Below are 26,015 nucleotides of genomic sequence, written 5' to 3' on the forward strand. Positions count from 1 at the left end.
CTGGGAGCGGGAGCTCGGGGCCGCCGTGCGGGAGCTTGCGGGGGCGGACACGGTGGCGTTCGGCGGGGTGGGGATCGCCGGCACGATGCTGCCGGCGACCGAGGCGTACCGGCGGGTGGAGGCGGCGCTGGCCGAACACCCCGAGCAGGTACGCGCCCACCTCGACCGACTGCTCGCCAAGGGCTCGCCGGCCGGCCGGGCGTACGCGGCGGCGCTGCTGGAACGCCTCGACCCGGCGGCCGGCCGGGCGGCCTGGTCGGCGCTGGCCGACGACCCGGGCGAGTTCACCACGTTCAGCGGCTGCGTGATGGGCCGCGCCACGCTGCGCGAGTACGCCGCGGAGCGGCTCGCCGGAGCATGACCCCTTCGCCGGCCCGAGCTGCCCGATCGGGCCTGCCGAGGGCGGGCCGCGGATCCGTACGGTGCGTGCCATGAGCCCGTCCGCCGGCAGCCCGGCACGTCCATCCCACCGACCCGTCCACCGCGCCGACCGCCACCGATCCGGGGACGCCGGGTAGTCGGGCGGTCACCGGTGCGACACGTGATGTGGTCAGGTGCGCGGGGTTGTTACCGTCTCCGCCGACGTACCTGGGGAGGTGCTGGTTGAACGGGTCGGTGGCGTACCTGGCGACGGCGGTGGGTTGCCTGGTGGGGGTGGCCGGAGTCGTGGTCGCGGTGGTGGCGCTGCGCCGCGCCCGGTCCCGCCCGCAGGGCCGGCCGGCCCCGGGCGACCCGCTGCGCGACCGGGACGCCGACGCGCTGCGCGGCGACCCGCGCCGCCTGCAACCCGGCGATCTGGTGGAGATCCGGCAGGTGACCTACGCGGTGCGCGGCTCGATCCGGCTGGTCGAGGGCGGCTGGAGCTGGACCGAGCACCTGCTGGACGACGCCGCCGGGGTGCGCCGCTGGCTCTCCGTGGAGGAGGACCCGGAGCTGGAGCTGGTGCTCTGGACCGCCGAGCCGGCCGCCACGATCACCCCGGGCGCCCCGACCATCGACTTCGCCGGCCGCCGCTACAGCTGGGACGAGTCCGGGCAGGCCCGCTACACCGCCACCGGCACCACCGGCCTCGACCCGAACGGCACCATGCGCTACCACGACTACCAGGCCCCCGGCGGCGCCCGGCTCTCCTTCGAGGCGTACGGCGAGGCGGGCTGGGAGGTGGCCCGGGGCGAGGTGCTGCACCGCGCCGAGGTGATGATCTACCCCCAGGGCGGGACCGACCGGTGATCGTCACCCTGCACGCCCCGTACGTCGACACCAGCGCGGCCGACCTCAGCCTCGCCCTCGACGACGTCGAGCGACCCGCGTTGCACGTGCTCGACCTCGACCTGCCCGGCGGCGTCCGGCTGCGGCTGCGCCTGCTCGGCGCCTCGCACCAGGTGGTGCTGCGGGCACCCGGCGCGGCGCTGACCGAGACCGTGGCCTGCCTGCCCGGCCGGCCCCCCGAACTGCCCGGCGCCCTGCACGACGAGCGGGCCGGCTACCGGTTCACCGCCACCGTGCTGCGCCCCGAGGGCAGCGGCCTGCGGGACCGGGTGGCCGCCCTCCGGGCCGACCTGGCCGACGACCCGTACGCGCTGGTCGGGGTCTTTCCCGGCGACGTCGACGCGGTCACCGCGCTGGCGGTGCGGCCCGACCCGCCGGACGGCGCCCTCGGCTGGCGCACCTGGCACGCGTACCCCCAGACCAACGAGCTGGTCCTGACCGAAACGGTGGTGGCACTGCGATGACGTACCGACGCTGGTTCGTGGTGGGGGTGGTGTTCGCCGTCATCGGCGCGCTGGTCGCCGCGTTCGCCATCTTCTACGGCAACTTCTCGCCGCGCGGCTACGTGGAGGACCGCTACACCCGCGCCGCCAGCCGGGACATCGGCGCGGACGCGGTCGCGTACACGTCGCCCCGGTCGCCGAGCCAGGTGGCGAAGGAGGTCACCGACGCCTGGCAGCCGGCCGACCAGTACGTCGACGGCAGCGGCGTCTACCTGCGCTACGACGACGACTCGGTGGTCATCCTGCCGATCGCCACCGGCTCGGTGATCCTGCTCGAACGGCTGCGCACCGCCTACCCGCGCTACCACTCCACGGTCGGCAATTACTGGGGTTGGGGACGCGGCAACACCGTCCGGGGCGGCGGCCCGGGCAGCGGCAAGTAACCCCGGCTCCCGCGTACCCGGCACGTCGATCCCCCTCACCCTGGAGAACCCTGTGCAGACCCTCGTCACCGATCTGCTGGTCACCCTCGCCTACGGGGTGGTCGGCGTCCTGCTGATGGGCATCGGCTACGTCCTGGTGGACGTGGCCACGCCCGGCAAGCTCAACGAGCTGATCTGGAACGAGCGCAACCGCAACGCCGCGCTGCTGCTCGCCTCGAACCTGGCCGGGGTGGGCATCATCGTGGTCGCCGCGATCGCCGCCAGCGACGACGACTTCGTGCTCGGCCTGGTCGGCGCGGCCGCGTACGGCGTCCTCGGCCTGGTCATCATGGCGGCGGCGTTCCTGCTGCTCGACGCGGCCACCCCGGGCCGGCTGGGCGAGCTGCTGGTCGAGCCGGAGCCGCACCCCGCCGTCTGGGTCTCCGCCGTCGTCCACCTGGCCACCGGCGCGATCATCGCCGCCGCGATCAGCTGATGGCGACCGCCAGGAGCACACCGGCCAAGGGCCGGAACACCTCGTCCAAGGCAGCCATCTGGATCACCTGGGTGAGCATCGCCGTGGTGGTGGTCGGCTGCGTCATCGCCGGGGTGCTCAACAACGACGGGGACGCCGACGTGACGGCGCCGACCGCGCAGCAGCGCGACGACAGCCTGGCGATCCTGGCCCGCTCCTCGGCCAGCCAGGGCGTCTGCTACGGGTGGGAGCTGACTGACTACTTCAGTTACGGGGACCCGGTCAGCGTCGGCTCCAACCTCGGCGCCGGGGTGGCGGTCGAGGACAACCCGGCCTGCCCGCGCTGGGTGCAGGTGAGCGCCCGGATCTACTACCCGTCGGAGAGCAGCGACAGCGACGACAACGCCTACGTCGACGTCACCGGCTCCGCCGACTTCTCCTCGACCGAACTGCTGCGCATGGAGAGCGGTCTGGAGCGGCTCGGGGTCACCCGGGAGGTCTTCATCGACGACCCGGGCTGGGCCGTCACCCGGGCCGCCGTGATGCTGCCGCTGCTCGCCGCCGAGGCGGGGGCGGTCCAGCCGGCCGCCGCCCCGACCGAGGCCGCGACGGCACCGTCGCCGCTGCCCGAGACCGGCAGCGACCTGTGGCGGGACCGCTGGGGCTACCTGCTCGCCGCGGTCGGCCTGCTGCTGGTCACCGCGCTGCTGGTCACCGTCGGCGTCGTACAGCGCCGCCGCCAGCGGGCGCAGCGGGGCGCCGTGCCGGCGCAGCGCGCCGGGCGCGCGCCGGCCGCGTCGCGTACCTCGGAGAAGGCGTGACCGTCGAGGCGCCGGCCCGGCCGCGCTGGCGACTGGCCCGGGCGGCGGTGCTGCTCGCGGTCTTCGTCTGCGCGGCCTGCGGCCTGGTCTACGAGCTGGCCCTGGTCGCCCTGGGCAGCTACCTGATCGGCGACACGGTCGGCCAGGCGTCGATCGTGCTCGGCGTGATGGTCTTCGCGATGGGCGTCGGCGCGCTGGCCGCGAAGCCGTTGCAGTCCCGGGCGGCCGCCGCGTTCGCCGCCGTCGAACTGGCGCTGGCGCTGCTCGGCGGCCTGTCGGTGCTCGGCCTCTACGCCGCCTTCGCCTGGCTCGACCTCTACGGGCCGGCGCTGGTCGGCACCGCCTTCGTGCTCGGGCTGCTGATCGGCGCGGAGATCCCGCTGCTGATGGTGCTGCTGCAACGGATCCGGGAACAGGCCGCCGGCAGCGCGGTCGCCGACCTGTTCGCCGCCGACTACGTCGGCGCGCTGCTCGGCGGGCTGGCCTTCCCGTTCCTGCTGCTGCCGGCGTTCGGCCAGCTCAAGGGCGCGCTGGTGGTCGGGGCGGTGAACGCCGCCGCCGGGGTCGCGCTGGTCTGCACGGTCTTCCGACGCGAGCTGAGCCGCCGGGCGCGGGTCGCGCTCGGCGCCGGCACCGTCGCGGTCGCCCTCTGCCTCGGGTACGCCTGGGTGACCGCGTACGACTTCGAGCTGACCGCCCGGCAGCAGCTCTACCGGGACCCGGTGGTGCACGCCGAGCGCAGCCGGTACCAGGAGATCGTGCTGACCCGCTCGCTCAACGAACCCGGCCGCACCAGCACCGACCTGCGGCTCTACCTCAACGGTGACCTCCAGTTCAGCTCGTCCGACGAGTACCGCTACCACGAGGCGCTGGTGCACCCGGTGCTGAACGGGCCGCGCGGCGAGGTGCTGGTGCTGGGCGCCGGTGACGGGCTCGCGGTCCGCGAGCTGCTGCGCTACCCGGACGTCCGGCGGGTCACCGTGGTGGACCTGGACCCGGCGGTGGTGGCGCTGGCCCGCAGGGAGCCCCAGCTGCGCCGGCTCAACGGCGGGGCGCTCGACGACCCCCGGGTGCGGGTGCTGCACGCCGACGCGTTCACCTGGCTGCGGACCGCCGCCGACCGGTTCGACGCGGTGGTGGCCGACCTGCCCGACCCGGACGAGACGGCCACCGCCAAGCTCTACACCGTCGAGTTCTACGCGCTGGTACGCGCGGTCCTCGCCGACGGCGGGCGGCTGGTGGTGCAGTCCGGGTCGCCGTACTTCGCGCCCCGGTCGTACTGGTCGATCGAGGCGTCGCTACGTGAGGCGGGCTTCGCCACCACGCCGTACCACGTGGACGTGCCCTCCTTCGGCGACTGGGGTTTCCTGCTCGCCGCGCCCGGCGCCACCCCGCCCGCCCTGGCGCTGCCGGCGGACGCGCCGGCGCTGCGCTTCCTCGACGCGGCGACCCTGGCCGCGGCCGGGGCCTTCCCCGCCGACCGGCGTCGGCTGGACGTGCCGGCCTCCACGTTGCTGCAACCGCGGGTGCTCGAGTACGCCCGCGCGGAGTGGCGCGGCTACTGATCGTCCCGGCGGGTCCCGTCGCCGTGGCATGCCACACTGGCCCGTTGTCGATACGGTGTGGGCGCGATCTAGGGAAGGAGAATCGTGGTCGACACCCAGAACCAGCCGGCCCGGTCACGGCCGGGCGTGGTGACGATATCCAGCTACCTGCTGATCCTGTTCGCCGTTCTCCAGGTGATCAGCCTCATCATCACGCTCGCCACCATCGGCACGGTGCGCGACGTGTTGGACGAGGCGTACAGCGGCACCTCGGCCAACGGCATGCAGAACGTCGCGGACTTCGCGTTCGCGGCGGGCATCGCCTCCAGCATCCTGTTCCTGCTGCTGTCGCTCGGCCTCGCGGTGCTGGCCCTGTTCAACAACCGGGGCAGCAACGGCTCGCGGATCGCCACCTGGATCCTCGGCGGCATCATGGTCTGCTGCACGGGCGGCAACCTGATCGGCGGCGTTACCGGCAGCTTCGGCGGGGCCGGCGGCACCGACGGGGACGTGCCCAGCGGCGAGGAGATCCAGCGGATGCTGGACGACCGGCTGCCCGCGTGGGTCACCCCGGTCACCGTCCTGCTCGGGGTGGTCTCGCTGCTGGCGCTGCTCGCCGCGCTGATCCTGCTGGCGCTGCCCAAGGCCAACGAGTTCTTCCGCAAGCCGAAGCAGGCGTGGGAGCCCCCGGTGCCCGGCGCCTCCTACCCCGGCTACCCGCAGACCCCCGGCCAGCCCGGCTACCCGCAGGCCACGGGCCAGCCCGGCTACCCGGCCACGCCGGGTTACCCGCCGGCCCCCGGCCAGCCGGGCGGCGCAACCGAGCCGCCCTACCCGAGTGGCCCGCAGCAGCCGGGGAGCACGCAAGGCGGCCCGGAGCAGCCGGGTGGGCAGCCCGGGTCGGACCGCCCCGGCCCGACCCCGCCGCCGGTGAGCTGAGCGCCGGATAGCGACGACGCCGACGGTCCCTCCGAGTAGGTTGCATCCGACGCCTACCGGAGGGACTCGTCGTGTCGTACCCCGATCAGGCCCCGGCCCGTCGTCCGGCCGTGGTCTCGCTGGCCGCCGCGGTGCTGGCGGTGATGGCGGTGGCCGCGCTCGGGTACGCCGTCGCCGGCCTGCTCGCCCTCGGCGGCGCCGTCGCGGAGTTCCGGTCGGCCGCCGCCGGCACCTCGGCCCGACCCGACGAGATCGACGGCATGGTCACCCTGCTCCGGGTGTCCACCGTGCTCACCGCGGTGGTGAGCCTGCTGGTCGGGCTGCTCCTCGCCGGCCTGGCCCTCGGCCTGCTTACCGGCCGCTCCGGCGCCCGGGTGGGCACCTGGGTGGTCAGCGGGCTGGGCCTGGTCTTCGGCTGCTGCGGGCTGGCGGTGCTGGTCGGGCAGCGGGCCGCCCCGCTGCGCCTGGGCGCCGACGAGCGGGCCACCGCCGAACTGCTGGCCCTGCTCGGGGATGCCCAGCCGGGCTGGTGGCTGCCGGTCAACGCGGGGCTTTCGGTCGGTCAGGTGCTCGGCTACCTTGTGGTGGCCGCGCTGCTGGCCCTGCCGGCGGCGAACGCGTGGTTCCGCCGGCGCCCGCCGGTCGACCCGACCGCTCGGCAGCAGCCGCCCACGGCGCCGCTGGCGCCCCCGTACCCGCCCAGGTGAGGTCCCGTGACCGTCGACCAGCCCGACACCGAGCGCCGGGCCCTGATCACCGGAGGCACGGCCGGCATCGGTGCGGCCTTCGCCCGCCGGCTCGCCGCCGACGGCTGGCACCTGGTGCTGGTGGCCCGCGACGCCGACCGTCTCGCCGAGATGGCCGCGGAGCTGACCGGCCGGCACGCCCGGACGGTGGAGACCATCCCCGCCGACCTGTCCACCGACGACGGATGCGCCACGGTGGAACGGCGGCTCGCCGCGGAGCCCTCGGTCGAGCTGCTGGTGAACAACGCCGGGATCAGCCTGAACAAGCCGTTCCTGCGGTCGTCCGTCGAGGACGAGGCCCGGCTGCTCCGGCTCAACGTGCACGCGGTCATGCGGCTGACCCTGGCCGCCCTCCGGCCGATGACCGAGCGCCGGCGCGGGGCAGTGATAAATGTCTCTTCCGTCGCCGGGTTCGGGGCGGTCATGCCGGGTTCGACGTACTCGGCCAGCAAGGCGTGGGTGACCAATTTCAGCGAGTCGGTGGGCCAGTCCACCCGCCCGTTCGGGGTGCGCGTGATGGCGCTCTGCCCCGGCTACACCCGCACCGAGTTCCACGACCGGGCCGGCATCAACATGTCGAAGACGCCGGGCTGGATGTGGCTGCGGGCCGACGACGTGGTCGACGAAGCCCTGCGTGACCTGCGGAAAGGCAAGCTGGTCAGCGTGCCGGCGTGGAAGTACAAGCTGGCCGTGGCCGGTCTGCGGCACGCGCCGCGGCGACTGCTCGACGTGGTCTCCCGGGACACCCGGGGCCGGATCGGCCGCGAGGACGGCTGAGCCCGCACGCCGCGATCGAGCGCCGTCGCGGCGCGCCGGGCATCCGGCCGCGTACCGCACGCGGTTGCTCAGGGTAGCCGGACATCGCCACCCATCTTTCGCCCGCAGGGTGGATCCAGGTGGACCCCGCACGCGGCTCCCAGACTTCCGCAGTACCCTCTATCGCCATGGGGGCCCGCGACGACCTGCGTAAATTCATTACCGACCTGGCTGTGGTCCACGGACGGGTGGTGCTCTCCTCCGGGCGTGAGGCGGACTGGTACGTCGATCTGCGGCGCGTCACGCTCCATCACCAGGCTGCGCCGTTGGTCGGTCAGGTGATGCGTGACCTCACCGCCGACTGGGCGTACGACGCGGTGGGTGGGCTGACGCTCGGCGCGGATCCGGTCGCGCTGTCGATGCTGCACGCCGCGTCCGAAACTGATCGCCCGCTGGACGCCTTCGTGGTCCGCAAGGCGGGCAAGGCGCACGGGTTGCAGCGCCGGATCGAAGGTCCGGACGTGGCCGGGCGCCGGGTGTTGGCGGTGGAGGACACCTCCACCACCGGGGGGAGTGTGTTGACCGCCGTCGAGGCCCTTCGCGAGGTCGGGGCCGAAGTGGTGGGGGTGGCGGTTATTGTTGATCGTGGCGCCGGCGACGCGGTGCGAGCCGCCGGATTGCCGTATCGGGCGGCCTATACGTTGGCTGACCTCGGCCTTGTGGCGTAAAAGTCTGCCGATTCGGATCTGCTGATATGCAGGCGGATCGATGCTGCTGGTGGAAGGATGGAATACGTGGGAACTGCGTTGGCTGAAATGACTATGCCTCAGATCTCGCCGCTTGCCGGCGAGCCGATCGAACGTGCCGATGCCGAGCGTCTCGCCGGGGTCCTCAAGGCCCTCGCCGACCCCGCCCGGCTGCGGCTGCTCAGCCTGATCCAGTCGGCGCCCGAGGGCGAGGCGTGCGTGTGCGACCTGACCGCGCCGCTCGGCCTCTCACAGCCGACGGTCAGCCACCACCTGCGGATCCTCACCGAGGCCGGCCTGCTGGAGCGGGAGAAGCGTGGTGTGTGGGCGTACTACCGGCTGGTCCCGACCGCGATCGCCACGATCGCCGATCTGCTGACCCCGCCGCGCAAGCGGGCCACCAAGAAGGCTCGCTGACCCGTACCGATCGTCCGGTGCCATCCCAGTCCGGGACGGCGCCGGACGGCCGGGCCGATCAGTGCTTGCCGTAGTGCTCGCGGGTCTCCCGGATCGCCTCCTCGGCCGCGGCCCGCTCCTGCGGGGTGGTGCCGCGCTTGGCCGCCATCCGCGCCCGGAGCAGCTCGACCACGATCGGGACCACCGAGATGCCGACGATGGCGATCAGGATCAGCTCGATGTTCGCCTTGACGAACGGGATCTGGCCGAGGAAGTAGCCGAGCACCGTCACGCCGGTGCCCCAGAGGATCCCGCCGATCACGTTGTAGGTCACGAAGGTGCGGTAGTTCATCCGGCTCACCCCGGCCACGATCGGGGTGAAGGTCCGCACGATCGGCACGAACCGGGCCAGCACGATCGAGCGGGCGCCGTACTTCTCGAAGAAGTCGTGCGCCTTGAGCACGTTCTCCTGCTTGAACAGCCGCGAGTTGGGCCGGCGGAACAGCGCCGGGCCGACCTTGCGGCCGAACGCGTAGCCGACCTGGTCGCCGGCGATCGCGGCGAGGGTGATCAGCAGGCAGACCAGCCACAGCGGCCAGGTGATGTACTTCCCGTCGGCGGTGAGCAGGCCCGCGGTGAACAGCAGCGAGTCGCCCGGCAGGAAGAAGCCGATCAGCAGGCCCGACTCGGCGAAGACGATGACCAGGATGCCGAGCAGCCCGAAGGTCGAGATCAACACCTCTGGATCGAGCCAGCTCGGCCCCAGGGCCAGGGTGGTGGTGGGCGTCGGCACGAGGTGACCTCCGATGAATGCCGGTTCGGTGACGGAACGTCCGTAGTCTAGGTGGCCGCCCCGCACGGCGGTGCTCGACGTCACACCCGCATCGGCCCGCCCCGCTGCCCGACGATCACGACCGCCGCCCGCGCGCCGGCCCCCGCCTACAGCCGCGGGTCGACCGGCTCCGACTCGCAGGCCAGGATCGCGAAGACCAGCTCGTGCCGCCGCCACAGCGGCGCACCGGCGACCAGCGCGTCCAGCGCCGCCAGCCCCAGCCCGTGCTCGCGCAGCGCCAGCCCGCGCTTGCGCCCCAGCGACCGGCCGCGCAGCGCGGCCAGCTGCTCCGGCTCGGTGTAGCCGGGGCCGTAGATGATTCGCAGGTACTCCCGGCCCCGGCACTTGATGCCCGGCTGGAGCAGCGAACCCCGCTCGCCGCGTGCGGCGAGCCCGGCGTACGGCTTGACCACCATGCCCTCGCCGCCGGCCGCGGTGAGCGCCAGCCACCAGTCGGTGGCGGCGGCCACCGCCTCGTCGTCGGCGAGGTCCACCACCTGCCGCCGGGTCGCGGTGAAGAACTCCGGGTCGGCGGCGCAGAGCCGGTCGGCCAGCGCCAGGTGCCAGCCGTGGTCCCGGTCGGCGTAGCTGGCCTTCGCCCCGGCGAGCACCGCGAACGGGGCGAGGGTCACCCCGCGCAGCCCGTCGGTCCGCCCCACGTACGCCCGGTAGGCGGCCGAGTAGGCCAGCACCTCGTCCCGGCGGCGGGTCATCCGGTCGCGCAGCTCGGCCACCGGCAGGCCCCGACCGGCGGCGGCGTCCAGGGCCGCCAGCGCCGCCGGCAGCGCGGCCCGACCGGCCGCGCCGACCCCGGCGTACTGCTCGCGGATCAGCCCGCCCGCCTTGGCCGACCAGGGCAGCAGCTCGCAGTCGAGCAGCAGCCAGTCGGTTTCCAGCTCGGCCCAGAGGCCCGCCGCGGTCACCGCCGCGCGTACCCGGCCGAGCAGCTCGTCGTCCAGCGGCGGGCCGAAGAACGGCCGGCCGGTGCGGGTGTGCACCACCCCGCCGCCCGGCCCGAACGGCCCGGCGTCCGGCTCCCGGCAGACCAGCACCACCGCCCGCGAGCCCATGTGCTTCTCCTCGCAGACCACCCGGTCCACGCCGGCCGCACGGTAGTCGGCGAACGCCTCCGCCGGGTGCTCCAGGAAGCCGTCCCGCCGCGAGGTCGAGCAGGGCGCCATCGTCGGCGGCAGCCAGGCCAGCCAGCGCGGGTCCACCGCGAACCGGCTCATCACCTCCAGCGCGGCGGCGGCGTTCTCCGCCGGCACGGTCAGCGAGCCGTACGGGTGCTCGACGTGCCGCCGGCCGGTCACGTCGGTCAGCTCCAGCACCAGGTCGGGTCGGGCCGGGGCGGCGGTCAGCGGGCGGGCCGGGGCGTACCACTCCCGCTCGGCCGGCACCGAGACCAGCTCCTTCTCCGGGTAGCGCAGCGCGGTGAGCCGGCCGCCGAAGACGCAACCGGTGTCGATGCAGATGGTGTTGTTCACCCACTCCGGCTCCGGGGTGGGCGTGTGCCCGTAGACCACCATCGCGGAGCCCCGGTAGTCGCGCGCCCACGGGTAGCGCACCGGCAGGCCGTACTCGTCGGTCTCGCCGGTGGTCTCGCCGAACAGCGCGAACGCCCGCACCCGCCCCGAGGCGCGGCCCTGGTACTCCTCCTTCAGCCCGGCGTGCGCCACCACCAGCCGGCCGCCGTCGAGCACGAAGTGGCTGACCAGGCCGTCGACGAAGGTCGCCACCTCGGCCACGAAGGCGTCCGGCTCCGCCGCCAACTGCTCCATCGTCTCGGCCAGGCCGTGGGTGAGCCGCACGTCGCGGCCGCGCAGCCGGCGCAGCAGCTTCTGCTCGTGGTTGCCGGGCACGCAGATCGCGTGCCCGGCGGCGACCATGCCCATCACCAGGCGGAGCACGCCGGGCGAGTCCGGGCCGCGGTCCACCAGGTCGCCGACGAAGACGGCGGTACGCCCCGCCGGGTGCGTCGCGTCCACCGGCCGGCCACGCTCGTCGCGGTGCAGCCGCCAGCCCAACCGGGTCAGCAGCGCCTCCAGCTCGGCACGGCAGCCGTGCACGTCGCCGACGATGTCGAACGGCCCGGTCAGCTCGCGCCGGTCGTTGAACAGCTTCTCGTAGCGGATCTGGGCGGCGTCGATCTCGTCCACGCCACGCAGCACGTGCACCTTGCGGAAGCCCTCCCGGGCCAACTGCCCGTACGAGCGGCGCAGGTCGCGCTGCATCCGGGTGAGCACCTGCCGGCCGAAGGTGCGGTCGGCGCGCGCTCCGGTGCGCTCCCAGGCCAGCGCCTCGGGCACGTCCAGCACGATGGCCACCGGCAGGACGTCGTGCTCGCGGGCCACCCGCACCAGGGCGGCCCGGGCGTGCGGCTGGAGGTTGGTCGCGTCCACCACGGTGAGCCGGCCCCGCCGCAGCCGGGTGGCGGCCACGTGGTGCAGCGCGTCGAACGCGTCCGCGGAGGCGGACTGGTCGTTCTCGTCGTCGGCGACCATCGCCCGGAACGCGTCCGAGGAGAGCACCTGGCTCGGCGCGAAGTGCCGGCGGGCGAAGGTCGACTTGCCCGAGCCGGAGATGCCGACCAGCGCCACCAGGGCCAGCTCGGGGATGTCGAGGGTGGTCATCGGCTCTCCTCCTTCCGGGTGAACACGGCCAGCTGGGTCGGGGCGCCGACCTGCGGGTCGTCGTCGCCGACCCCGCGGATCTCGGCGCGGTAGCCGTAGGCGTTGGCCACCCGGTCGACCCAGGCGGCGAACTCGGCGCGGGTCCACTCGAACCGGTGGTCCGGGTGCCGGAACCGGCCCGCCGGCAGGCCCTCGTAGCGGACGTTGTACTCGACGTTGGGCGTGGTCACCACGACGGTGCCCGGACGGGCGTGACCGAACACGGCGTCCTCCAGCGCCGGCAGCCGGGCCGGGTCGACGTGCTCGACCACCTCCATCAGCACCGCCGCGTCGTAGCCGCGCAGCCGGTCGTCCCGGTAGGTCAGCGCCGACTGCCAGAGCCGGACCCGGTCGCGCTGCCGCTCGGGCAGCCGGTCCAGCCGCAGCCGCCGGGCGGCCAGGGCCAGCGCGTGGGTGGCCACGTCGGTGCCGACGACCTCGGTGAACCGGCGGTCGCCGACCAGCGCCGCGAGCAGCGCGCCCCCGCCACAGCCGAGGTCCAGCACCCGGCTCGCGCCCGCCTCGGTGAGCACGGCGAGGACCGCCTCCCGGCGGCGCGCCGCCAGCGACGGCTGGCGCACGCCGTCTTCGGTGGCGGTCTCGTCCACCGCGTCGGGCTCGGCGGCGGCCGGCTCGTCGGCCAGCCGCTGCTCGGCGAGGCGGGCCAGGGCCAGCCCGGCCAGGGCCCGCCGGTGTGCCAGGTACCGGCGGGTGATCATGCCGCGCTCCGGGTGGTCGGCCAGCCAGCCGGCGCCGGCCCGGAGCAGCTTGTCCACCTCGTCCGGGGCCACCCAGTAGTGCTTGGCGTCGTCCAGCACCGGCAGTAGGACGTAGAGGTGGTTGAGCGCGTCGGCGACCCGCACCGTGCCGGTCAGGGTCAGGTCGACGTACCGGCTGTCGCCCCACTCCGGGTGCTGCTCGTCGAGCGGGATGGCGGTGGCGCTGACCGCCCAGCCGAGCGGGGCGAACAGCCGGACCGCCACGTCGGCGCCACCGCGGCAGCGCAGCACCGGAACGTTGACCTCCAGCGGGATCGGCGTACGGGCCAACTCCGGCCGCTCCCGGGACTCGCCGCGCAGCGCCGATCGGTACACCCTGGACAGCGCCGAGGAGAGCAGGCTCGACGCCGCGTACGGCCGGTCGTTGACGAACCGCCCGAGCGTGAAACCCTCCGGAGCCGGCTGCCGCCTGCGGCCGCGCCCGCCGGCCAGCCGGAGCGGGTCGACGTCGAGCAGCAGGGCGGCGGTGCAGCGCTGCTCGCCGGCCTCCGGGTAGAACACGTGCGCGGTGCCCACCGGCACGTCGAAGGAGTGCGCCCGGTCGGGGTGCTTGACCAGCAGGTGACCGAGGTCGGTCGCCGGCTGGTGGGTGGTGGTCAGGGTGAGCAGCACGCGGCCAATGGTGTCAGTGCCTTCGATCTTGCGTCGTCCCGTTTTCGGGTCGGGCTTTGGGTTGCGGCGGGGGGTTTCCGGGGGAGCCCCGCCCGCTCCGGGCGGTCAGGCTTGATCCCTGCGCGGGCGGGGCTCCCCCGGAAACCCTCGGTGGGCCGGCACCGTCCGTTGGTTTCCTGGCCGCTGGCGGTGGGTGTGTGCTGCTTGGGTCCCGGGCTGGGGCTGGGACCGGCGGGCGAATGTTCGGTGCTCGCTTGGGGCGGGGTGGAACGGGGGTGCCCCGCCGACTGGGTCGGCGGGGCACCGGTGGTGGTGGGGGTGGTCAGGCGATGAAGCGGGTGCGACGCCCTCTGGTCAGCAGATAGCCGGTGAGGCCGGCGGCGAGCAGCAGGGCGCCGAGGCCGGCGATCAGGCCGGTGGAGGCACCGGTGATGGGCAGCGAGCCGCCGTCCCCACCGTCCCCGCCGCTGCCCCCGGTGCCGCCGTTGCCCGGGGTGACGGTGATCCGCGCGGTGTCGTTGGCCGGGTTGGTGTCGGCGGGCACGTCGACGGTCACCGTGCCGGAGGTGGGCCCGGTCAGTCGGTCGACCCGGAGGGTGAAGGCGAACTCGAAGCGTTCGCCCGCGCTGGCGAAGTCGGTTCCGCTGTGGCACCCGTACTCCCGCGCGCCCGGCTCGCCGTCGTCGCCGACGGGGGGCCAGCCGTTGGCGTCGATCGGCGCGCACAGGTGGGTCACCTCGACCGCCGTGGTGCCCTCGGGGATGCGTACCCGGAGCAGGGGTATCGTCCGCCAGATCTCCACGCGGGTCGGCCCGAGGTTGTGGTACGCGGCGGTTACCGGCACCCGCTCGCCCACCCGTGCGCGGACGCTGCTGCCGATGGCGGCCACGTCGGCCGTCTGGTCGCCGGTGACGGTGAGGTCCACGGCGGTCCAGTTGTTCCACGGCGCGGTGTCGGTCTGCCGGGTCGCCGGCTGCTCGACCAGGCGCAGTTCCTCCCCGGTGCCGCCGGGGGTGTCGGGCGGCAGTGACATCCCCGGTTCCGCCCGCTCGGCCAGCGCCCAGTCGTCGGGCGTCCACCACTGGAGACGGTTGGTCAGCACGAGGCCGCTGCGCGCGGTCGGGTTGAGGACGAGCGGCAGCGGCGCCGAGAGCCGGTACGTCGCCCCGGGCCGCAGCTCGGTGTCGAACCGGCAGATGGTGGGCCGGCTCTCCAGGTGCCGGCAGTTGCGGAAGTTGCCGGCGTACTCCAGCAGCCAGTCGGCGGTGAGGACCAGCACGGCGCCGTCCGCCGGCCCCGGACCGGCGTTGCGTACTGTGCTGGACAGCTCGAACCGGGCACCGGGAGCGCCGCGGAGAGTGGTCCGCGGCTCCGTCTGCAGGTCGACCCCCTCGACCACGGTCGCCGTGCTGGACCGGGTGGCGGTGCCGACCGTCGAGGTCACGGTGAACGTCAGTTCGGCCTCCTCGGCCAGCGCGGCGTCGGCGCGGGCGCTCACCTGGTAGTACAGCCGAGGGGTGTAGCCCCACCTGTCGAAGGCCGTCGTGCACCGCACCAGGTCACGGTCACGTGTGCACTGCCACCCGCCGGCGGTGACCTCGAAGCCGCCCAGCGCCGCCGCCTCGGCGGCGTCGATCTCCAGAGTCACCGGTACACCGTGTGGTGCGGGGTAGCCGTCGAACCTGACGTCGATCTGGCCGAGGGCGCTGTGGCCGGGCGCGACGAGCACGTCCCGCGACGCGAGCCTCAGTTGCCCGGCCGCGGCGGCGGGAACGGCGGCGAGGGTGACGATCGCGGCCGCGACGGCTGTCGCGGCGAGCCAGCGTCGGACGGAGTGCCGGAGCATGGTGGCGTCCTCCCGGTTGACAGCGGAGCGTGGTCAGGCTCTCACGGAATTCGCCGTAGCGGGGGGCCGCCGTGCCCGGCCGGCGGGGCGATCGCAACCCGATCGCAACGTTCCGCCGACCCGTACCCGTCAACTGGGGCAGAGCCCGGGAGGTGCAGTGACGTACGAGGAGTTCGCGGACTCGCGGCTGGCCGCGCTGTTGCGGTACGCGGTCATGCTGACCGGCGACCCGCACCAGGCGCAGGACCTGGTGCAGGACACCATGGTCCGGGTCCAGCTCAACTGGCGGCGGGTGGCCCGGGCGGACTCGCCCGAACGCTACGTACGCCGGATGCTGACCAACCAGTACGTCGACTGGCGTCGGGGTTCCTGGATGCGGCGGGTGCTGCTGCGCGCGGAGTCCGACGACGCGGTGCCCGCGCCGGCCGACCACGCCCAGCACGCGGTGGACCGGGACCAGGTCTGGTCCTGGCTCGCCCGGCTGCCCCGCCGGCAACGGGCCACCCTGGTGCTCCGCTACTACGAGGACCTGCCCGACGCCGAGATCGCCGACATCCTGGGCTGCGCCGTCGGCACCGTCCGCTCGTCCATCTCCCGCGCCCTGGCCACGCTGCGCGCCGAGTACGTGGAGGCCTGACCGTGATCGAAGACGACCTGCGTGCCGCGTTCGCCCGGCACGAGCCGCTGACCCCGCCCACCGGGCCGGTGCGGGCGGCGATCGCCCGGCTGGTCGCCGTCCGGCGCCGCCGCCGGCGGCGGCTGGGGGCCGGCGGGGCCGCGCTCGCCCTGCTCGCGCTGCTGGGGGTCGGGATACCGCAGTTCACGCCCGACCGGGTCGCCGGGGACGCCACCCTGCTCGTCGAGCCGGGCCGGCGGGCTCCCGCCGGGGCACTGAACGTGCTGCTGCTCGGCGTCGACTCGCGCGGGGACGAGATGCCACCGCTGGCCGACTCGGTGCTGCTCGTGCACATTCCGGCCGACCGCAGCCGGCCGTACCTGGTCTCGCTCTCCCGGGACCTGGAGGTGGCCATCCCGGGCTACGGACGGGACAAGCTCAACGCGGCCGCCGCGTACGGCGCGCGGGCGGACGGGGGGCTCGACCTGGCGCGCGGCTACGAGCTGATCCGGCGGACGGTGACCGACCTGACCGGCGTACGCGTCGACGCCGGCGCCGTGATCACCTTTCCGGTGCTGCGCCAGTTGACCGACCTGCTGAGTGGGGTGGAGGTCTGCCTGCCGCAGCGGGTCCGGTCGAGCCACACCGACCGGGTCTTCCCGGCCGGTTGCCAGCGCCTCGACGGCCGGGCCTCGCTCGACCTGCTCCGGCAGCGCCGGGACCTGCCCGACGGCGGCGTCGACCGGGACCGCAACGCCCAGCGCTTCGCGGCCGGCCTGATCCGGCGCGCCGGTGAACAGGGCGTGCTGCACGACCCGGTGCGGTTCTCCCGCATCCTCGCCGAGCTCGACCCGGAGCTGACCGTGGCCACGACCGGCGGATCCGTGCTCGACCTGGTGCAGGTGGTCCCCGAGTTGGCGTCGGTCGAACCGGTCGGGCTCAGCCTTCCGGCCGTCGTGTCGAGGACGGGCGACCGCTGGGTCCTGCGCCCGGACCCGGCGGCCGCCCCGGCCTTCCTCGCCGCACTACGCGAGGACCGGCTGGCGCAGTGGGCCGGGCAGCACCCGGAGCGGGTCACCCGGCTCCACTGAGCGCGTCAGCGGTAGTCGTCCTCGTCGGCGGCGACCACCCGGGCCTGCTCCATCGCGTCCCAGTCGTCGACCTCCAGGCCCCGGTGCGGCTCCGTCTCGGTGTCGGCGGGGTCGATCGACGCGGCCTGTTCGACCGCGTCGGCCGGCTCCGCCTCCGGGTCGCGCTCCTCCGGGGTGAGGTGGTCGCTGGGGGCGAAGTCCTCCTCGGGCTGAGCCATCAGTCCCTCCCTGGATCTCGGCGGACGGTCACCACACACCGTACGGGCTGCGCCGGTCGTCCGCTCGCAACGCGGAGGGAAGCCGGTCCGGGGACGGACGTCCAGTCGGCGGAATCGCCCCACCGGCCGGTACGCCCGGTGCCAGGATGGCAGCGTGGGCTTCCTGATCCGGCTGGCGATCACCGCCGTCGCGCTGTGGATCACCACGCTGATCGTGCCCGGCGTGGAGGTGAGCGGCCGGTCCGGCGGCGACAACGCGCTCACGCTGGTGGTCGTGGCGCTGATCTTCGGTGTGGTCAACGCGGTGCTGAAGCCGTTGATCAAGGTGGTCGGCTGCGTCTTCTACCTGTTGACCCTCGGCCTGTTCGCGCTGGTGGTGAACGCGCTGCTGTTCCTGCTCACCGACGCCATCGCCGGCGCGCTCGACCTGCCGTTCCGAGTGGACGGTTTCTGGGCGGCGTTCTGGGGCGCCATCGTGATGGCCGTGGTCACCTGGCTGATCAGCGTCGTCCTGCCGGACCGGTGGGAGGCCCGGTGACGGTACCCGTTCGGCCCGTCGCCGCCGAAGTGCGGACGTGCGCCGGGTCGGTTGTGCCGGCGCGGCGCTCCTACGGGATACTGCCGGCGGAGGACAGCGCGGTCCGGCGCACCCAATGGACAACAGCGGCCAGCACGGCCGACAGCGGTTAGTAAGGAGCGTTCGACATGCCCATCGCTTCCCCCGAGGCTTACGCGGAGATGCTGGACCGCGCCAAGGCCGGCCGGTACGCGTACCCCGCGATCAACGTGACGTCCTCGCAGACGTTGAACGCCGCGTTGAAGGGCTTCGCCGACGCGGAGAGTGACGGCATCATCCAGGTCTCCACCGGTGGCGCCGAGTACCTCTCCGGACCGTCGGTGAAGGACATGGTCACCGGCGCCGCCGCGTTCGCCGCCTACGCGCACGAGGTCGCCAAGAACTACCCGGTGAACATCGCGCTGCACACCGACCACTGCCCCAAGGAGAAGCTGGACAAGTTCGTCCGTCCGCTGATGACGATCTCCCAGGAGCGGGTGCAGCGGGGCGAGGAGCCGCTGTTCCAGTCGCACATGTGGGACGGCTCGGCCGTGCCGGTGGCGGAGAACCTGGAGATCGCCGAGCAGCTGCTCACCGAGGCCGCCAAGGGCAAGATCGTCCTGGAGATCGAGGTCGGCGTGGTCGGCGGCGAGGAGGACGGCGTCGAGAACGCGATCAACGAGAAGCTCTACACCACCGTCGAGGACGGCCTGGCCATGGTCGACGCGCTCGGCCTCGGCGAGAAGGGCCGCTACATGGCGGCGCTGACCTTCGGCAACGTGCACGGCGTCTACAAGCCGGGCAACGTCAAGCTCCGCCCGCAGGTGCTGCACGACATCCAGGTGGCGGTCGGCGCCAAGTACGGCAAGGAGAAGCCGCTCAGCCTGGTCTTCCACGGCGGCTCCGGCTCCCTGCTGTCGGAGATCCGCGAGGCGCTGGACTACGGCGTGGTGAAGATGAACATCGACACCGACACCCAGTACTGCTTCACCCGCCCGGTGGCGGACCACATGTTCCGCAACTACGACGGCGTGCTCAAGGTCGACGGCGAGGTCGGCAACAAGAAGATGTACGACCCGCGGGTCTGGGGCAAGGCCGCCGAGGCCGGCATGGCCGCCCGGGTCGTGGAGGCCTGCGAGGCCCTGCGGTCGACCGGCACCAAGATGAAGTGACGGGCTGACGTCCGCGACGGCCGGCTCCCCGCTCGGGGGGCCGGCCGTCGGCGTTCCCGGCCCGGTCAGGCCGCGCCGGTGAGCAGCCGGACGGCCTCGTGCACGTCGTCGGTGAGGTGCACGGTCGCCGACAGGTCGCCGAACGGGGAGGCCGCCAGCAGCGGCCGCAGCAGCGACTCCACCGGCAGCTCCCGGGTCCAGTAGGCGCGGTCCAGGAAGACGTACGCACCGCTCGCCCCGTCGGTGCCGTAGTAGGTCTTGGTGGCCGCCTGGAACACCTCCTGGAGGGTGCCGGCCCGGCCGGGGGCGAAGGCGATCCCGCCCCGGGCCAGCCGCAGGATGGTGTCCTCCCGGATCGCGTTGGAGAAGTACTTGGCGATCCGGCCGGCGAACAGGTTCGCCGGCTCGTGCCCGTACAGCCAGGTGGGGATGGCCAGCCCGCCGGTGCGCGCCCAGTCCAGGTCCAGGCCGCGCTGGCGGGGCACGGCGGGTGGCGCGTACCGCTCACGGACCTGGAGCGCGACCGCCGTGTAGCGGTCGTGGTCGGTGAAGTCGGGCGCCGTGGCGAGCAGGTCGATCGCCGCTGTCAACTCCTCGGCCGGCCGGGGGGCGAGGTAGGCGCCGAGGTTCGCCGCCTCCATCACGCCGGGCCCGCCGCCGGTGACCACCAGCCGGTCGGCCCGGGCCAGCTCCCAGCCCAGCACGGCGGCCATCCGGTACGGCACGCTGCCGCGCGGCACCGCGTGCCCGCCCATCACCCCGACCACCGACTGCGGCCCGTGCACGGCCAGCCAGGCGCGGGTGGCGTCGGCCAGCGCGTTGTCCACGCCGTGGTCGTGCAGCCGCTGGCCGAGCGCCTCCTTCACCTCCGGCAGCGCCCCGCCGTGCGCGCGGAAGTGCTCGTAGACCCGGGTGTCGTACATCCCGGCGAACCCACCCTCGGCGAAGCCGGCGGCGAGCTCCTCCGGGGTGTAGAGGTGCGACGGCTGGGTCGGGTACGGCAGCCCGGAGAACGGCGGCACCACGTTCGCCCCACGCCGGACCAGGTCGGCGCCGACCTCCCGGTTGGCGAACCGGCAGCCGACGAAGAGCGTGCCGGTGACCGTGACGGCGGTGAGGTCGGGCACCGGATCCAGGTCGAGCCGGAGCCCCTGCACGGTCAGCCCGGCGAGGCTGCCGGTGGACAGCCGCTCGTCGAAGGCGGCCCGGGTCTCGATCTCGTCGGTGCAGATGTGCGGCTCGATGACGTCCGCGGGTGGTGGAGTCGGCACCGGATCATCGTGCCCAACGCCGTCCAGCCGGCAAACCTGGGCCGGACGGACAGGAGCCCGGCGGCCGTGGCCACCGGGCTCCTGCGTAACCGGGTCCTGGGGAGGCTCCGGACCAATAGTTGTAGTGGAAGATTCTTGACGGCGGCATAGGCCGCAGGCGTGACCAACTCCTCAGCCGTTCAGCCATCCGGTCTGCCCGACCCCCTCGCGTGTCGGTGTGCGAAGCGGGTTGAATGGGACGATGCAGAACCTGTTGCCGGAGCCACCGGCCACCCTCCTCCCCGCGCACGACGAGGCCGACGCCGCCCTGTCGGCGGCCGAGCAGGCCGGCAGCGACCAGGCGTACGCCGAGGTGGCGGCGCGATTCCCGAGCTACAGCGCGGGCTGGGGCGCGCTGGCGGCCCGCGCCCTCGCCGAGGGCCAGGTGATCCCGGCGTACGCGTACGCGCGCACCGGCTACCACCGGGGCCTGGACCAGCTGCGGCGCAGCGGCTGGAAGGGGCACGGTCCGGTGCCGTGGTCGCACGAGCCGAACCGTGGCTTCCTGCGCTGCCTCTACGTGCTGTCCCGGGCTGCCGACGCGATCGGCGAGGCCGACGAGGCGGCCCGCTGCGCCCAGTTCCTGCGGGACTGCGACCCGGCCGCCGCGGACGCGCTGGCCAGCAACTGACCCGGCGCGACGGCCGGCCCGGCGTTCCGGGCCGGCCGCCCGCCCACGCCGTCGGGCCGGTGCCTACAGGCCCTCGGCGACCGCCGCGGCGATCTTGAGCCAGGCGTCCCGGGTGGCCGAGGAGAGCGCCCCGTAGCGGATCGGCTCGCCGGTGTCGATGAGCCGCTCGTACGGCGCGAGCAGCACCGCCCGGGTACGGGCGGCGAAGTGCTCCTGGATCGCCGGCAGGTCGATCTCCTTGCGGGACGGGGGCATGGAGACCACGCTCACCGCCTGCCGGACGAGCCGCTGCCGTCCGCTCTGCTCCAGGTGGTCGAGCATCCGGGCGGCCGTCTCGGCCGAGTCGTTCCGGGCCGACATGGTGACCACCAGTTGGTCGGTGGCGTCCATCGCGGCCTGCCAGTTCTGCGCCCGGACGTTGTTCCCGGTGTCCACGAAGATCAGCTTGTAGAACCGGCTGACCACCTCGCGGATCTCGGCGAACGCCGCGGCGGTGAGCATCTCGCCGCCGGTGGCCGACTCGTCCGAGGCGAGGACGTCGAACATCCCCTCACCCTGCGAGCGGACGTACTGCGACAGGTCGCCCACCCGCCCGTGCGCGCCCTGGAACTGGCCCAGGTCCCGCAGCATGTCCCGCACCGTACGGGAGTGGAAGTCCTGCTGGGCGCGCATCCCGAGGGTGCCCTGGGTCTCGTTGTTGTCCCAGGCCAGCACGTAGCCGCCGCGCTTCTGGCCGAACGTCATGGCCAGCAGCAGGATGGCCACCGTCTTGCCGGCGCCCCCCTTCGGATTCACCACTGTCACCTGGCGCAGCCCGCCGAAGTTGCGCCGGACCATCTCGATGTCGCGCTTGACCTCCAGCTCGTGCCGCCCCGGCGGGAGGCGCAACCCGATCTTGTTGATCACCGCCCGTACGCCCATCGTGGCCACCGGGTCGGCCGGGCGCACCTGCCGGCGCCGGGCGAAGTCCTCGGCGGTCGGCGGCGCGGTCTCCGCCGGACCCCAGTCCGGGTCCGGCTGGGCCGGCGGCACCCGGGTCACCCCGTCCGCCGGCCGGTACGGCTGCTGCGGGGCCGGCCCGGCCTGCGGTGGGCCCTGCTGCCAGCCCGGCGGATACCAGCCCGGCTGCGGCGGGAACGGCCCCGGCGGCGGCGCGTCCTGCCGGGGGCCGGCCGGCGCGTCCGTCCTCGAGCCGGGTGGCGCGTCCTGCCGTGGGCCGGGAAGCTCCGCGGTCACTGGTTGCGGCGTTCCTGGTTGCGGCGTCGCGGGCGGCTGCTCCGCGCCCGGGGTTCCGCCCGGCGCATACGCAGGGTCGCCGGCCTGCTGGGGCCCGCTCTCCGGGGTCAGGGCGGTGCCCTGGTGCGGGACGGTGGGTCCGTGCTGCGTCGTGGCGATGGTGCCGTGCACCAGGGCAGGTGCGGCCGGCGAGCCGGAGGCGGGCGCACCCGGCGCCGGTTCGGCCGTGCCGTCGGGCGACTCGACGGCGGCGGATCGCTGCGGCGGCTGGGCCCAGGGCGACTCGGTACCCCGGCCGGCGCCCGGGGTCGGTCCGGCGACCGGGGACGGACCGGAGGCAGGGCCGGAGCTGTCGGGTCGTGGGGCGTCGGTGGGGTGGTCGGGCGCTGCCGGGTCGGGTGTCGCGGGCGGGTCGGCCTGAGGTGGGTCCGCGGTCGCGGCGAGAGCCGGCACCGGGCCTGCCGGCGGGCGGGGCGGTGCCGGTCCGGCCATCGCGTCCTGGTCGAGGGTGAAGGGCAGGTTGAGATCGACCCTGGCGGGCTGACCGGTACGGGGAGCCGGCACGCCGGCCGCCACCGGAGCCCCCGCTGTCTCGTCCCGGTCCGCGGCCGGGTCGGCCGTGGCTATGTCCGGTCCGGCCGAGGTCCTGGCGCCCAGTTTGACCGCTTCGGCGCCGTTCGGTCCGGGTGCCACCGTCGTGCCGGCCGGCGTCGGCGCACCGGGTGCCGGGGCAGGTGAGCTGGCCGGAGCCGACGATCCGGCCGCCGGGATGGGCGCGCCGGGCAGTCGCACGGAGGGCGCTGACGGGGCCGGTGATCCGGCTGCCGGTGTCCGTTGGCCGGGTGGCGGGAGCGGTGGTGCTGGCGGATTCGTCGGCCCGGTCGCGGGGGTTGGTGTGCCGGGTGGCGGGAGCGGTGGTGCTGGCGGATTCGTCGGCCCGGTCGCCGGGGGTGGTGTGCCGGGCGGCTGGGCGGGTGACGCCGGCGCGCTCGCCGCTCCGGTTGTCGGCGTCGGGACACCGGGCGGCTGCCCGGGCGGGGTCTGCGGCCCGCTGGCCGCGGACGTCCCGGCCGGTGGGGTGGGCGGAGTCGGCGGCACGGGCCCCGGGGGCGGGGGAGCTGTCGGGGGCGCGGCGGCCACGGGCGGGGGCGCCCAGCCCTGGCCGGGGGCCGGGGCGGCGGAGGAATCCGGGGTCGTCCATCCGCCGGGCGGTGACACCCCGCCGGTCAGCGAGGGGTAGTCGGCGGGCGAGGGTGGGGCGGCGCTGGCCGAGGTCGGTGAGTGGGCGGCCCAGGGCGGGGCGTCGGCGCCGCCCTCGAGCTGTTCGGGCGGCCAGAGTGGTTCGATGTCCCGCTCCGGTACCGGCTGCTGGCCGGGCATGTGGACCCGGTCGGCGTTGTCGTCCACCACGGTTCCTCCCCATTCCTCCTGCCGAGGATAGGCCCACCGGCCGTGCCCGACCGGCCGTCGCGGAGGCGCCCGGGGTCAGGCCACCCAGACCGCCCAGGCGCCCGGCTCGGTCCACCAGGACCGCTTCCGGCTCAGCTCGCCCGCCACCCCGTCGTCGAGGTAGGGCAGCTTCTCGTCCCGGGGGAGCACGGACGCGGCCCGGCCACGGGCCCGGCGTACCTCCAGCCGTACCCGCTTCCTGCCCAACGCGGAGCGGGTGACGACCGGCACGGCCACCGCCACCTCGACCTTGCCGTCGGTCGGGTCCGGCGCGCCGAGCAACGCCACGTCGTCCAGTCGCGCGTACCCGCCGGCGTTGCCGATCGCGCAGGCCAGCAGCGGTTCGTCGCCGTTGCTGAGCACTGTGTCGTCCACCTCGACCCGGCCCCGCCAGTGCAGCGGCCGGCCCTGGTCGTCGGCCGCGCCGAGCAGCGCGCCGTCCAGGGTCACCGAGCCGCCGTCGTTGCGCAGCAGGTCGAGCCGCCGGGCCGTGCCGTCCAGCACCGCGGCGGCCACCGCCGCCGGGTCGCGGGGCAGGCCGAGCTGCGCCGCCAGGTCGCGGTGCGCCGTGCTCCGGGCCGGATCGAGCGGGAGTACGCCCACCGGCGGCAGGTCCGGCACCGTACGGTTGCCGGCCAGGTCGTCCGGGCGGCGGCTGGGCGGTGGGGCGTACCGCCGGACCAGCCGGCGCAGGACGGCGCGCAACTGTGCGTCACTGGCCGTGGCGACCACCAGCCGGGTCTTGGAGTCCGGGTCCGGCCAGGTGAGGCCGTCGGGGCGGGGCGGGCCGTCGAGCCGGGCCAGCACCTCGTCGATCTCCTTGTCGGAGCGGGCGGTCACCGTCTCGACCCGGGCGCCGCGCGCGGTGAGCGCGTCCGCGCAGGCCAGCACCGGCACCCGGGGCGTCTCGCAGCGCTCGCCACCGGCCTGCTCCGGGGCGTCGGCCGCGGTCGCGCCCGGAGCCGGCGAATCCCCGGTCGCGCCGCCGCAGCAGGCACCGCCGCTGCCGCAGCCCCCGGGAGCGTTCCGCTCCGAGCCGAGGGTGAGCAGCACCACGTCGTACACCGCTACCGGCCTCCCGCCTCTCGCCGCGACCCGTGCCGGTCGCGCCGTCACTACTTGTTAACCTGACACCCCGGGCTCGCCAACCGGTCGCCACCTGGCACCCGAGCCTTCTGGAGGCGGAGAAGATGCCAGCGATCGTGCTCATCGGCGCTCAGTGGGGCGACGAGGGCAAGGGCAAGGTTACCGACCTGCTCGGCGAGCGGGTCGACTACGTGGTGCGCTACTCCGGCGGCAACAACGCCGGGCACACGGTCATCACGCCGGACGGGCAGAAGTACGCGCTGCACCTGATGCCCTCCGGGGCGCTGTCGCCGAACGCGAAGATCGTCATCGGCAACGGCGTGGTGGTCGACCCGAAGGTGCTGCTCACCGAGATCGACGGGCTCGCCGAGCGGGGCGTGGACGTCTCCCGGCTGCGGATCTCCGGCGACGCGCACCTGATCATGCCGCACCACCGGGCGCTGGACCGGGTGGTCGAGCGCTACCTCGGCTCGGCCCGGATCGGCACCACCGGTCGCGGCATCGGCCCCGCGTACGGCGACAAGGTCGCCCGGATGGGCATCCGGGTGCAGGACCTGCTCGACCCGGGGATCCTGCGCAAGAAGCTGGAACTCGCGCTCCGCGAGAAGAACCAGATCCTGTTCAAGGTCTACAACCGCAAGGCGATCGACGTCGACGCCACGGTCGAGGAGTACCTGCGCTACGCCGAGCGGCTCACGCCGTACATCGCGGAGACCCGGGGGATGCTCTGGGACGCGCTGGACCGCGGCGAGACGGTGCTGCTGGAGGGTGCCCAGGCCACCATGCTCGACATGGACCACGGCACGTACCCCTTCGTCACCTCGTCGAACCCGACGGCGGGTGGCGCGTGCGTGGGCGCGGGCATCCCGCCGACCGCGATCAACCGGGTGATCGCGGTGAGCAAGGCGTACACCACCCGGGTCGGCTCCGGGCCGTTCCCGACCGAGCTCTTCGACGACAACGGCCAGCACCTGCGCAAGATCGGCCACGAGTACGGCACCACCACCGGCCGGGAGCGCCGCTGCGGCTGGTTCGACGCCGTGGTGGCCCGCTACGCCTGCCGGCTGAACGGCGTCACCGACCTGGTCATCACCAAGCTGGACGTGCTCACCGGCCTGCCCAAGGTGCCGATCTGCGTCGGGTACGAGATCAACGGCAAGCGGGTTGACGACATGCCGATGACGCAGACCGACTTCCACCACGCGGTGCCGGTCTACGAAGAGCTCGACGGCTGGTGGGAGGACATCACCAAGGCCCGCTCCGAGGACGAGCTCCCGGAGAACGCCCGCCGCTACATCGCCCGCATCGAGGAACTCTGCAACACCCGGGTGAGCGTCGTCGGCGTAGGCCCC

26 protein-coding genes are annotated in these 26,015 nt (G+C 74.2%); 18 read left to right on the top strand and 8 right to left on the bottom strand.

Annotated features, from left to right (window positions below; translation table 11 throughout):
* The 12 genes from Q3W71_RS30590 to Q3W71_RS30645 form a co-directional block, all read left to right on the top strand.
* Positions 1-361: hypothetical protein (locus Q3W71_RS30590; RefSeq protein WP_302922953.1), on the top strand; the 361-nt coding region annotated here is incomplete at its 5' end.
* A gap of 242 nt (positions 362-603) precedes the next feature.
* Entirely contained in the window at positions 604-1,230 is a 627-nt protein-coding gene (locus Q3W71_RS30595) for a DUF4178 domain-containing protein (RefSeq protein WP_302922954.1), read from the top strand.
* Positions 1,227-1,733 (top strand): DUF2617 family protein, encoded by a 507-nt coding sequence (locus Q3W71_RS30600; RefSeq protein WP_302922955.1) that lies wholly within the window; start codon positions 1,227-1,229, stop codon positions 1,731-1,733. Before Q3W71_RS30595 ends, Q3W71_RS30600 begins: the two co-directional genes overlap by 4 nt.
* On the top strand, positions 1,730-2,155 hold the full coding sequence (locus Q3W71_RS30605; protein WP_302922956.1) for a DUF4247 domain-containing protein: 426 nt from the start codon (positions 1,730-1,732) through the stop codon (positions 2,153-2,155). Before Q3W71_RS30600 ends, Q3W71_RS30605 begins: the two co-directional genes overlap by 4 nt.
* Positions 2,156-2,207: 52 nt before the next feature.
* A complete protein-coding gene (locus Q3W71_RS30610; RefSeq protein WP_302922957.1) occupies positions 2,208-2,630 on the top strand; it encodes a DUF350 domain-containing protein in 423 nt (140 codons plus the stop codon).
* A complete protein-coding gene (locus tag Q3W71_RS30615) occupies positions 2,630-3,430 on the top strand; it encodes a hypothetical protein (RefSeq protein ID WP_302922958.1) in 801 nt (266 codons plus the stop codon). The genes Q3W71_RS30610 and Q3W71_RS30615 overlap by 1 nt, the downstream gene beginning before the upstream one ends.
* Positions 3,427-4,995: a polyamine aminopropyltransferase gene (locus tag Q3W71_RS30620; protein ID WP_302922959.1), complete on the top strand. Its 1,569-nt coding sequence runs from the start codon at positions 3,427-3,429 to the stop codon at positions 4,993-4,995. Before Q3W71_RS30615 ends, Q3W71_RS30620 begins: the two co-directional genes overlap by 4 nt.
* A gap of 84 nt (positions 4,996-5,079) precedes the next feature.
* Positions 5,080-5,913 (top strand): hypothetical protein, encoded by an 834-nt coding sequence (locus Q3W71_RS30625; RefSeq protein WP_302922960.1) that lies wholly within the window; start codon positions 5,080-5,082, stop codon positions 5,911-5,913.
* Between the two features lie 71 nt (positions 5,914-5,984).
* Entirely contained in the window at positions 5,985-6,620 is a 636-nt protein-coding gene (locus Q3W71_RS30630; protein WP_302922961.1) for a hypothetical protein, read from the top strand.
* Positions 6,621-6,626: 6 nt separating this feature from the next.
* Positions 6,627-7,436 carry an SDR family oxidoreductase gene (locus Q3W71_RS30635; RefSeq protein WP_302922962.1) on the top strand — a complete coding sequence of 270 codons (810 nt, stop codon included), beginning with the start codon at positions 6,627-6,629 and terminating at the stop codon, positions 7,434-7,436.
* A 167-nt stretch (positions 7,437-7,603) separates the two neighbouring features.
* A complete protein-coding gene (locus Q3W71_RS30640; RefSeq protein ID WP_302922963.1) occupies positions 7,604-8,143 on the top strand; it encodes an orotate phosphoribosyltransferase in 540 nt (179 codons plus the stop codon).
* Between the two features lie 57 nt (positions 8,144-8,200).
* Positions 8,201-8,578 (top strand): helix-turn-helix transcriptional regulator, encoded by a 378-nt coding sequence (locus tag Q3W71_RS30645; protein WP_007073957.1) that lies wholly within the window; start codon positions 8,201-8,203, stop codon positions 8,576-8,578.
* 58 nt (positions 8,579-8,636) lie between these two features.
* Here the strand turns inward: Q3W71_RS30645 and Q3W71_RS30650 are convergent, their stop codons facing one another.
* The 4 genes from Q3W71_RS30650 to Q3W71_RS30665 form a co-directional block, all read right to left on the bottom strand.
* Positions 8,637-9,350, bottom strand: coding sequence for a DedA family protein (locus tag Q3W71_RS30650; RefSeq protein ID WP_302922964.1), 714 nt, complete (start codon positions 9,348-9,350; stop codon positions 8,637-8,639).
* Positions 9,351-9,496: 146 nt separating this feature from the next.
* Positions 9,497-12,022, bottom strand: a complete 2,526-nt coding sequence (locus tag Q3W71_RS30655; RefSeq protein WP_302922965.1) for a polynucleotide kinase-phosphatase — start codon at positions 12,020-12,022, stop codon at positions 9,497-9,499.
* Positions 12,019-13,452 carry a 3' terminal RNA ribose 2'-O-methyltransferase Hen1 gene (locus Q3W71_RS30660; protein WP_302922966.1) on the bottom strand — a complete coding sequence of 478 codons (1,434 nt, stop codon included), beginning with the start codon at positions 13,450-13,452 and terminating at the stop codon, positions 12,019-12,021. Before Q3W71_RS30660 ends, Q3W71_RS30655 begins: the two co-directional genes overlap by 4 nt.
* Positions 13,453-13,774: 322 nt before the next feature.
* Positions 13,775-15,298: a cell wall anchor protein gene (locus tag Q3W71_RS30665; protein ID WP_302922967.1), complete on the bottom strand. Its 1,524-nt coding sequence runs from the start codon at positions 15,296-15,298 to the stop codon at positions 13,775-13,777.
* A gap of 157 nt (positions 15,299-15,455) precedes the next feature.
* Here Q3W71_RS30665 and Q3W71_RS30670 point away from each other — a divergent pair, with 157 nt between their 5' ends.
* On the top strand, positions 15,456-15,935 hold the full coding sequence (locus tag Q3W71_RS30670; protein WP_302922968.1) for a SigE family RNA polymerase sigma factor: 480 nt from the start codon (positions 15,456-15,458) through the stop codon (positions 15,933-15,935).
* A 2-nt stretch (positions 15,936-15,937) separates the two neighbouring features.
* A complete protein-coding gene (locus Q3W71_RS30675; protein ID WP_302922969.1) occupies positions 15,938-17,005 on the top strand; it encodes an LCP family protein in 1,068 nt (355 codons plus the stop codon).
* A gap of 5 nt (positions 17,006-17,010) precedes the next feature.
* Here the strand turns inward: Q3W71_RS30675 and Q3W71_RS30680 are convergent, their stop codons facing one another.
* On the bottom strand, positions 17,011-17,223 hold the full coding sequence (locus tag Q3W71_RS30680) for a hypothetical protein (protein ID WP_302922970.1): 213 nt from the start codon (positions 17,221-17,223) through the stop codon (positions 17,011-17,013).
* Positions 17,224-17,377: 154 nt separating this feature from the next.
* On the opposite strand from Q3W71_RS30680, the gene Q3W71_RS30685 reads away from it, so the two are divergent.
* Positions 17,378-17,761 carry a phage holin family protein gene (locus Q3W71_RS30685; RefSeq protein WP_302922971.1) on the top strand — a complete coding sequence of 128 codons (384 nt, stop codon included), beginning with the start codon at positions 17,378-17,380 and terminating at the stop codon, positions 17,759-17,761.
* Positions 17,762-17,928: 167 nt separating this feature from the next.
* Positions 17,929-18,951, top strand: coding sequence for a class II fructose-bisphosphate aldolase (gene fbaA / locus Q3W71_RS30690; protein WP_302922972.1), 1,023 nt, complete (start codon positions 17,929-17,931; stop codon positions 18,949-18,951).
* Positions 18,952-19,016: 65 nt separating this feature from the next.
* Here fbaA and Q3W71_RS30695 read toward each other — a convergent pair whose 3' ends face one another.
* Positions 19,017-20,222 (bottom strand): LOG family protein, encoded by a 1,206-nt coding sequence (locus Q3W71_RS30695; protein ID WP_302922973.1) that lies wholly within the window; start codon positions 20,220-20,222, stop codon positions 19,017-19,019.
* 241 nt (positions 20,223-20,463) lie between these two features.
* Between Q3W71_RS30695 and Q3W71_RS30700 the strand changes: the two genes are divergently transcribed.
* Positions 20,464-20,892, top strand: coding sequence for a DUF3151 domain-containing protein (locus Q3W71_RS30700; RefSeq protein ID WP_302922974.1), 429 nt, complete (start codon positions 20,464-20,466; stop codon positions 20,890-20,892).
* Between the two features lie 63 nt (positions 20,893-20,955).
* Here Q3W71_RS30700 and Q3W71_RS30705 read toward each other — a convergent pair whose 3' ends face one another.
* Positions 20,956-22,920 carry a chromosome partitioning protein gene (locus Q3W71_RS30705; RefSeq protein ID WP_302922975.1) on the bottom strand — a complete coding sequence of 655 codons (1,965 nt, stop codon included), beginning with the start codon at positions 22,918-22,920 and terminating at the stop codon, positions 20,956-20,958.
* A gap of 693 nt (positions 22,921-23,613) precedes the next feature.
* Complete coding sequence (locus tag Q3W71_RS30710; RefSeq protein WP_302922976.1) at positions 23,614-24,642, bottom strand: hypothetical protein; 1,029 nt, start codon at positions 24,640-24,642, stop codon at positions 23,614-23,616.
* 125 nt (positions 24,643-24,767) lie between these two features.
* On the opposite strand from Q3W71_RS30710, the gene Q3W71_RS30715 reads away from it, so the two are divergent.
* On the top strand, positions 24,768-26,015 hold a 1,248-nt coding region (locus Q3W71_RS30715), incomplete at its 3' end, for an adenylosuccinate synthase (RefSeq protein WP_302922977.1).

Origin of the sequence: Micromonospora sp. C28SCA-DRY-2 (assembly GCF_030519475.1) — a bacterium.
GTDB lineage: Bacteria > Actinomycetota > Actinomycetes > Mycobacteriales > Micromonosporaceae > Micromonospora.

Excerpts from the sequence above, each read along its gene's own strand:
- Q3W71_RS30605 (WP_302922956.1), top strand. The coding sequence starts at position 1,730 with ATGACGTACCGACGCTGGTTCGTGGTGGGGGTGGTGTTCGCCGTCATC.
- Q3W71_RS30615 (WP_302922958.1), top strand. The coding sequence starts at position 2,630 with ATGGCGACCGCCAGGAGCACACCGGCCAAGGGCCGGAACACCTCGTCC.
- Q3W71_RS30640 (WP_302922963.1), top strand. The coding sequence starts at position 7,604 with ATGGGGGCCCGCGACGACCTGCGTAAATTCATTACCGACCTGGCTGTG.
- Q3W71_RS30645 (WP_007073957.1), top strand. The coding sequence starts at position 8,201 with ATGGAATACGTGGGAACTGCGTTGGCTGAAATGACTATGCCTCAGATC.
- Q3W71_RS30655 (WP_302922965.1), bottom strand. The coding sequence starts at position 12,022 with ATGACCACCCTCGACATCCCCGAGCTGGCCCTGGTGGCGCTGGTCGGC.
- Q3W71_RS30665 (WP_302922967.1), bottom strand. The coding sequence starts at position 15,298 with ATGCTCCGGCACTCCGTCCGACGCTGGCTCGCCGCGACAGCCGTCGCG.
- Q3W71_RS30680 (WP_302922970.1), bottom strand. The coding sequence starts at position 17,223 with ATGGCTCAGCCCGAGGAGGACTTCGCCCCCAGCGACCACCTCACCCCG.
- fbaA (WP_302922972.1), top strand. The coding sequence starts at position 17,929 with ATGCCCATCGCTTCCCCCGAGGCTTACGCGGAGATGCTGGACCGCGCC.
- Q3W71_RS30700 (WP_302922974.1), top strand. The coding sequence starts at position 20,464 with ATGCAGAACCTGTTGCCGGAGCCACCGGCCACCCTCCTCCCCGCGCAC.